This window comes from Frankia sp. CgJB1, assembly GCF_977947065.1.
In genome coordinates this window covers 1-7,965 of the sequence record NZ_CDWTNB010000184.1, presented here as the reverse complement: position 1 = coordinate 7,965, position 7,965 = coordinate 1, and the positions used below count along the sequence as shown (strand labels likewise).

6 protein-coding genes and 1 pseudogene are annotated in these 7,965 nt (G+C 72.2%); 1 reads left to right on the top strand and 6 read right to left on the bottom strand.

Annotated elements, in window-relative coordinates; all coding sequences use genetic code 11:
* Positions 1-205: 205 nt before the first annotated feature.
* Entirely contained in the window at positions 206-1,093 is an 888-nt protein-coding gene (locus AC08OT_RS17180) for a class I SAM-dependent methyltransferase (RefSeq protein WP_476592557.1), read from the top strand.
* On the opposite strand, the pseudogene AC08OT_RS17175 reads toward AC08OT_RS17180, so the two are convergent.
* From AC08OT_RS17175 to AC08OT_RS17150, 6 genes and pseudogenes are all read right to left on the bottom strand, one after another.
* Positions 1,023-2,924, bottom strand: a pseudogene (locus AC08OT_RS17175) (dipeptide ABC transporter ATP-binding protein). The gene AC08OT_RS17180 and the pseudogene AC08OT_RS17175 sit on opposite strands and share 71 nt — an antisense overlap.
* Positions 2,921-3,709, bottom strand: coding sequence for an ABC transporter permease (locus AC08OT_RS17170; RefSeq protein WP_476592558.1), 789 nt, complete (start codon positions 3,707-3,709; stop codon positions 2,921-2,923). The pseudogene AC08OT_RS17175 and the gene AC08OT_RS17170 overlap by 4 nt, the downstream one beginning before the upstream one ends.
* A gap of 86 nt (positions 3,710-3,795) precedes the next feature.
* A complete protein-coding gene (locus AC08OT_RS17165; RefSeq protein WP_476592559.1) occupies positions 3,796-4,788 on the bottom strand; it encodes an ABC transporter permease in 993 nt (330 codons plus the stop codon).
* A 4-nt stretch (positions 4,789-4,792) separates the two neighbouring features.
* Positions 4,793-6,457: an ABC transporter substrate-binding protein gene (locus AC08OT_RS17160; protein ID WP_476592560.1), complete on the bottom strand. Its 1,665-nt coding sequence runs from the start codon at positions 6,455-6,457 to the stop codon at positions 4,793-4,795.
* Between the two features lie 148 nt (positions 6,458-6,605).
* A complete protein-coding gene (locus AC08OT_RS17155) occupies positions 6,606-7,781 on the bottom strand; it encodes a hypothetical protein (protein ID WP_476592561.1) in 1,176 nt (391 codons plus the stop codon).
* Positions 7,778-7,965: hypothetical protein (locus tag AC08OT_RS17150; protein WP_476603035.1), on the bottom strand; the 188-nt coding region annotated here is incomplete at its 5' end. The genes AC08OT_RS17155 and AC08OT_RS17150, both read right to left, overlap by 4 nt.

Sequence of the window (7,965 nt, the reverse complement as noted above, 5' to 3'; positions counted from 1 at the left end):
ACATAGAATAATCAAGTTATTTCAATGCAAATCCTAACAGGATGTCGACTATGGACGCAGAAAGCTATCTTGACCCCATACGAACACGATGCCTAATTTCAAAACGCAGGGCACGGAACTCGGCACTTGGCACGAGCCCGTGATGCACGATGGCGGACCGTCAGTACGTCGGATCGGTTGGCATACCTCGGCTGGGGAGAAACAGATGACGCAGACCGTCACGGCACAGGCGGCCCGACTCGGCGGGTACGACGACGCCAGCCGGCTTCGGCAGGCTCAGGACACCGACTGGGTGCTCGGGTTCGCCGATCCGACCGCCCGGTCCGTCGCCGATCTCGGCTGCGGCATCGGTTCCCTGCTCGCCGCGGCGCTCGACCGCCTGCCCGACGCCGTCGACGCCCTGGGCCTGGATCGTGAGGAGTCCCGGCTTGCCGAGGCTCGACGCAAGCTCGCCCCCTACGCGACCCGGGTACGGTTCCGCTTCGTCCAGGCCGATCTACGCCGGCCCCCGCAACTGGCCGACGATGCGGGTCCCACGGCGTTCGACCTGGTCACCCTCACCTCGGTCCTGCACTGGATCCACCCCGACGAGGAGCAGCTGGTGCGGTGGATCTCCACGCGACTGCGGCCCGGCGGCGCCTTCCTGCTCACCACCCACCATCCCGAGCACGACGAGTACGGGTTCGGTGGCAGCGACGACCTCGCCCGGCAGGCCCTGGTCCGGCTGGGCCATGCGGCCGAGGACGTACCCAGGCTGCTGGCGGCGGCCGGGATCATTCCGATCGCCGTACGCACCCTGTCCGTGGACGACACTGCGACCCTGCTCGACGCGTACTTCGACATCGACGGCGTCGACGAACGCCCGGCGGTCGTGCGGGCCGCGAACGGCGAGGAGTACCAGCGGTTCCACGCGGCGACCTTTGGCACCTACTACAGCCGGCTCGTCGGTGCGGACCGTCAGGAGGACTACTTTCGGGCGATCGGGGAGGTCGCGCAGCACCGCCTCGACACCGACGGGCACATCACCCAGATGCCGGTACGGCTGTGGCGCTGTCGGCCAGGGGCGTCCCGGCCTGCGGAGACGGCCCGGTAGCCGCTGGGGGGGTAGGCGGTCCGGGGAGCCGGGGCACCGCGGCGAGCAGCCGTACGGTGTAGGGGTGCCGGGGGGCGGTGAAGACCGTCTCCACGTCCCCGAACTCGACGACCCGCCCGTCGTACATCACCAGGACCCGGTCGCTGAGGTGCTGCACGACGCCGAGGTCGTGAGAGACGAAGACCATGGCCAGGCGGTGGGTCCGGCGCAGGTCGACGAGCAGGTCCAGGACCTGGGCCTGGATGGACACGTCGAGCGCGGACACCGGTTCGTCGCAGATCAGCACCTGCGGTTCCACGGACAGCGCCCGGGCGATGGCCACCCGCTGCCGCTGCCCGCCGGACAGCTCGACCGGTCTGCGCCGTAGTTCCCGCGCGGAGAGCCCCACCTGTTCCAGCCGTCGGACGGCGGCGTCGCGGCGCTCGGTTCGCGCGACCCCACCCACCCGCAGCGCCTACGTCAGGATCCGGCCCACCGTCAGTCGTGGGTCGAAGGACCCCAGCGGGTCCTGGAAGATCGCCTGGATCTGCCGGCGGCGTGGTCGGCGGTCACACTCCGGCACCCAGCTGCCCCAGCTGCCCCAGCCGCCCCCAGGACCCGACGGGCCGACCCAAGGAACGCCGCCGAGCAGCACCTCACCCGCGTCGGGTTCGGTCAGACCCAGCATGATCCGGGCGAGCGTCGTCTTCCCCGAACCGGACTCGCCGACGAGCCCGAGGGTCTCCCCGCGGCGCAGCGCGAAGGAGACGTCCCGGACCACCTCGCGTCGCTCTCCGTCCGCCGTCCGGAACGCCTTGCGCAGTCCCGTCGCCCGCAGAAGGATCTCGGCGCCGGTCGAGCCGCCCGCGTCGAGCCCGGCAGACGCGAGCCCGGCCGCCGCGATCCCGGCTTCGTCGACGGGTCCGGCCAGCCGGCTGCCCCTGGTCCGCGCGGAGGGCACGGCGGCAAGCAGCTCGCGGGTATAGGCGTGCGTGGGATCGCCCAGCACCCGCTCGGTCGGGCCACTCTCCAGGATCACTCCGTCGCGCAGCACGGCGACCCGATCGGCGAGCCGGGCGACGACTGCCAGGTCATGGCTGATGAGCAGCAGTCCCATCCCGCTCTCGCGCAGACCGGCAAGCAGATCGAGGATCCGGGCCTGGACCGAGACGTCGAGAGCGGTGGTCGGCTCGTCGGCGATGAGCAGGTCCGGAGTGCCGGCCAGCGCCGCGGCGATCAGCACCCGCTGGCGCAACCCGCCGGAGAGCTGGTGCGGGTACTGCCGGGCACGGACCTGTGGATCAGGAATACCGGCCCGCGCCAGCAGCGTCACGATCCGGGGGCCACGTTCGGCCCGCGCGACTGGGCCCTGTGCCCGCAGCGCCTCGTCGACCTCCTACTCGACCCGCCGCAGCGGATCGAGGGAACCGAGGGCGTCCTGGAGCACCAGGCCGATCCGGCGGCCACGCAGGGCGCGCCATTCCCGGTCCCGCAGCCCGATGAGGTCGGTCCCGCCCAGGCGCAGCCGCCGGGCCTGGACCGTCGCGTCCGCTCCGGCGAGTCCGACGAGGGCGCGGGCGGTCACGCTCTTACCCGATCCGGACTCGCCCACGAGGGCCACACACTCCCCCACACCGACATCGAAGGAGATTCCCCGCACCACCTCGACGGCCCGACCGCCCCGGCCGAAGGAGACCCGCAGCCCGTCGACGGTCAGCAGGGTCGCGGACGGCTCCTTCGCCCCCCGCGCGCTCGGAGGTGTCGAACCAGGGGGCGCCGACCCCAGCGGTGCCGGGTTCGGCGGTGCCGAGTTCGGCGGTGCCGGCGGTGAGACCTGCGGCTGGTCGTTCACGGAGTCCGTCCCTCCACCCGCAGGCGGGCATGGCGGCCGAGCACGGTCACGGCGACGACAGTGGCGGCGATCGCCGCCCCGGGGAACACCACGACCCACCAGGCGGTGTCGATGACGCCTCGGCCGTCGGCGAACATCGCCCCCCACTCGGGGGCCGGCGGCTTCGTACCGAGGCCCAGGAAACTCAGCGCCGAACCGGAGATGATCGCCGTCCCGATGCCGACGGTGGCCAGCACGAGCAGCGGTCCTAGCGTGTTCGGCACGATGTGGCGCAGCACGATCACCGGTCGGGGCAGGCCGAGCGCCACCCCGGCGTCGACAAACCCGGCATGGCGGACGACGAGAGCACGCGACCGCACAACCCGCGCGTAGCTGGGGACCGCCGCGATGCCGATGGCCACCGCCGCGTTCACCGAGCCTGGACCGACGATGGCGATGACCAGCAGCGCGAGCAGCAGCTCGGGGAAGGCGAGCAGCAGGTCCACGAGCCGCATGAGCAGCCCGTCCGCGAACCGGCCGCCGAGGGCCGCCGCGAGGCCGACCGTCGCCCCGATCCCCGCGCCGAGCGCGGTCGCTCCGGCACCGAGCAGTAGCGAATGCCGGGCGCCGGTGACCACCCGCGCGAAGACGTCCCGGCCCAGCTGGTCGGTGCCGAACCAGTGTGCCCAGCTCGGTCCGCGCAGCGCCTCGCCGAGGTTCGCCCCGTCCGCGGGATGACGGCTGAGCAGCCCCGGCCAGGCGGTCGCGACAAGAAGCAGGACGATCAGCAGGCCGGCCGCGATCAAACCGGGACGCGGCCGGCCACCGCCGGTGCGGGCCAGGGCACCGGCGGCGGGCTACTCGGTCCCGGGGCGGGCCTCCCCGACCGCGGTCACCGGGACACCGCCAGATCAACCGCCGTGGCCCTCCCGGCACCGGATCCGTCGTCGCGCAGTCGCGGGTCAATGAGCAGGTAGAGCAGGTCGACCACGCTGTTCACGACGACGAAGACCGCCGCGGACAGCAGCACCACCGCGGTGACCACCGGGATGTCCTTGGCCGAGATCGCCGCGAGGGTCACCCGACCGATCCCCGGCCGGGCGAACACCGCCTCGGTGACGACTGCGCCGCCGAGCAGGCTGCCCACTGCCCAGCCGAGCAGGGTGACGAGCGGGAGCGCGGCATGGCGCAGGGCGTGGCGGGTCAGCACGCCCACCGCGCCGATGCCGCGGGCGCGGACCGAGACGACGAACGGAGCCTCCAGTGCGACGTCAAGTCCCTCCCGCAGCACCTGGGCGAGGACCCCGGCGATCGGCAGGGCCAGCGCGGACGCCGGGAGGACCAGTCCGGACGGGCCAGTGGCGCCGGCACTGGGAAACCAGCCGAGGTGCGCAGAGAAGAGGGTGATGAGCAGGATGCCGATCCAGAACGTCGGGCTCGACACGACGAGCAGCTCGGCGCTGGTCGCCAGCATCCGGCCGAGCCGGTGGGTGGTGCCGCCCCGGCCGGCGGTCGACACCGCGAGCCCGATCGCCAGCAGCGCGGCGAGCGCGGACGCCGTGAGCGCCAGCTGCACCGTCGGCCACACCTGACCGGACAACACCTCCACGACCGGCCGCTGCAGCTGGTAGGAGGTGCCGAGATGGCCGGTCACCAGGCGGCGCAGCCAGGTGCCGTACTGGACGACGAGCGGCGACTGGAACCCGTACGTCTCGTTGATCTGCTCCCGAAGCTGCGGCGAGATCCCGAACGTCGGCCCGATCAAAGTGTCGACGGGATCACCCGGTACGACGTGCAGCGTCACGAAGGCCAACGTCGCCGCGCCCCACAGGACCCCGGCGCCCACGACCAGCCGGCGCAGCAGGAACCTCGCCACAGCCCGCACTAGATCAGCCCACCCAGCTGTCGTAGAACAGCGGGAAGGTGTCCGCGTCGAAGGTGATGTCGTGGACCTTCGACGCCGTGCCGACAGTCCGGGTGAACACGTAGACCGGCAGGGTGTACGCGTGGTCGATCACATATTTCTGCACCTGCCCATAGGCCTTCTTGCGGGCGGCGAGATCCGTCGTGCCGGCGCTGGTCGCGAGCCATTCGTCGACCTCCGGCACCGCGATCCCGGAACTGTTCGCCCCGCCCTGGGTGAACGTCAGATTCGAGGCGAACAGCGTACGGAGCAGGTCGGGGTCGGACTTGCCCCAGCTGTAGGCGATCAGGTCGTAGCCGCCGGCGTTGCGCTGGGTGGTGTAGGCGCCCGAGTCCATCGAGTAGAGCTTGGTGGCGATGCCGACCTTCTTCAGGTCGGCCTGTACCGCCTGGCTGACGATGTCGCGCTGCTCGCGGTTGAAGGCGCCGACGTAGGGCCAGTCGAGGACGAGACGCGCGCCGTTCTTCGTGCGGTAACCGTCGGCGTCGCGGCCAGTGTAGCCGGCCTCGTCGAGCAGCTTGTTCGCCGCGGCGACGTCATGGGGGAAGGCCTTCTCGAGGCTGGAATCGTAGGCGATGTTCTTTGGCGTCAGGGTGCTCCACGCGCGGGCGTACTGGCCAGCGTAGACCGTCTTCACGATCGTGTCGACGTCGACGGCGCGCTGGACGGCCTTGCGGACCCGCTCGTCGGAGAACGGCGCACGCCTGGTGTTGAAGTAGATCGAGTAGTTGGCGTTCTGCGGAATCACCTTGAGCAGCCGCAGGGAGTTATCGCCCTCGAGCGCGGCGACGTTCTGCGCCGGCACGCCGTCGGCGGCGTCGATCTCCCCACTGCGCAGCGCGCTCACCCTCGTCGCGTCCTCGGGCAGGAAGCGGATGGCCAGCTTGTCGAGGTAGGCGGCGCCGGTGTGCTTCGCGCCGCCGGGGGCCGAGGTGTAGCCGTCATTGCGGGTAAACTCGGCGACCGATCCCTTCACATAGCGGGTGAAGCGAAACGGCCCGGTACCCACCGAGTTCGGCCCGCCCGAGCAGAGGGTGTCCGGCGCTTCGGCGATCTTCTTCGGCGACTCGATGCCGAGGTAGGCCGTGGCGGCCGCGGCGAGGAATGCCGCGTACGGCTTGGAGAAGGTGACCTTGGCCGTGCGCGGGTCGACGACCTCGGTACCGACGTAGGGGCCGAGCAGCGCCACCGCGTACTGCGACTTCGTTGACTTCGCCGCGATGTGGTCGAAGTTCGCCTTCACCGCCGCCGCGTCGAACGGTGTGCCGTCGTGGAACGTCACGCCGTCCTTGAGCTTGAAGGTGAACGTCTTCGCGTCGGCGGAGACCGTCCACGACGTGGCCAGCCACGGGCCGACCCCGCCGCCCGGCTGCTGCGCCACGAGCGAGTCGAACACACCCCGCTGGATGACAGCGGTGACGTCGGCCGGGCTGACGTGCGGGTCGAGGCAGTCGCCCTCGGTGGCCACCGCGAAGGTGAGCGTGCCGCCCCGGTGCGGTGTTCCGCCCGCCCCGTTCGCGCTGGTGGAGCCGGCGGGTGCCGGATCGGACGCGCAGGCGCCGAGCATGGCGGCGGCCGCGACGGCCGCGACGCGGACGGCGGGATGGAATCGAGGACGTGGGCGTTTCATGGATGCTCCAGATAGGGCGGACGCGACGATGGCCTCACCAGGTCATGCGGCCCGGCGGCCGAGGGGCACGCGGAGCCGCAACCGGCGGCCCGGGCGCGTGCCGTACGGGCACGGACCAGCACGAACGGGGAGGTAGGCGCCGATGGTGCTACTGCCGTACCAGTCCAGACAGGCAGCGGTTCATCCTGTTATCGCGGCTCATAGGCATCGGGCCGCAAGCCCGTGCGCATCGCCCGTAGGCCCACCCGCACGTGCCGCGCGCCCCGCCCGGCGTCGCGCATGTCCGTCCGGCGGTGCGCCACGCCACCTCGGTGGAGCCGTCAACGGGGATGAGCGACGAGGTGGCGGTCCACCAGGGTGAAGCCGAAGGAGGGCGGTGGGGCCGCGCCGAACCGGCGCAGGGCACCCGCCATCGTGCGATCTCGTCCCGCCAGGCCGTTGCGGCCAGGGCGGAGGTGTCCGGATCCGAGGTGTCCAGGGCGGAGGTGTAGAGGCCCAGACAGGTGCGGACGTGCTCGAAGAAGGCGGTTAGGACCCGGGCCGTGACGTGCGCGCGGACGTCCCGCTCGTCGGCACCCCGGTCAATGGCCTCAATCGCCGCCGCGGCGAGGATCGCCGTGCGGACGGCGTGCGCGATCCCCGAGCCGCTGAGCGGGTCGAACCGGGCGGCGGTGCCTCCCACCGCGAACCACCCCGGCCCGCAGGGCGGTTGCAGGAACCGGGGCGCCGCGGGCACGACCACGACGGTCTCGGGCAGCGCCGTCTCGGCGAGAAGCCGATGAAGCAGCGGCACGGGACGGGCGACGGGCCCGGGGACCATCGCCTGCACCAACGCCTGCCGCTCGCCGATCGGCGCCAGGAAGACCCATGCCGACCCGGCGGCCACCAGCCGGCTCGTGGCGGTGGGCTCGGCCGGCGCGAGCCGCACCTCGGCGCTGATCATGTTTCGGCGTCCGAGCTCGACGGGTCGGGCCGGTCGGCCCGGTGGAGGCGCAGCGGCGGTGACCAGCCACACGGCAGGCGGCGACGCGAGGCCATCCGGGGTGAACCGGACCAGGTCCGGGTGCGCCTCGGCGAGCCGTGCGCCCACCAGCACGCTGCCGTCGACCGCCAGGCTGGGCTGCTCCAGCCGCCGCGTCGTGGCCGACCCGCCCCACCGGACGTGCCGGTGCCGAATCGGCCAGGCGTCCTCGAACAGGCCGGCGCCGCCGTCCCAGACGTCCCGGAGCACGGCAACGGTCAGCTCGTTGAGCACCAGCCAGCGCGGACGCGCACCGCCGGTATCCGGCGCCCGCTCACGGGCATCCGGTTGCCATCCGGTCACCCGGACGGGCCGTCCCTGGGCGGCGAGCAGGTCAGGCCGGCCAACCCAGCCCCGGCGACGACGACCTCGGTCATTCCTCCGTCCGGGAGCCGCCCGGCTCCCCGTCCGTTGCGGAGGCCGGCGCGGAGGCCGGCGCGGAGGCCGGCGCGGAGGCCGGCGCGGAGGCCGGCGCGGAGGCCGGCGC

Bases quoted from the DNA above. Each gene is read 5' to 3' on its own strand.
- AC08OT_RS17180 (WP_476592557.1), top strand. From the start codon at position 206: ATGACGCAGACCGTCACGGCACAGGCGGCCCGACTCGGCGGGTACGAC.
- AC08OT_RS17160 (WP_476592560.1), bottom strand. From the start codon at position 6,457: ATGAAACGCCCACGTCCTCGATTCCATCCCGCCGTCCGCGTCGCGGCC.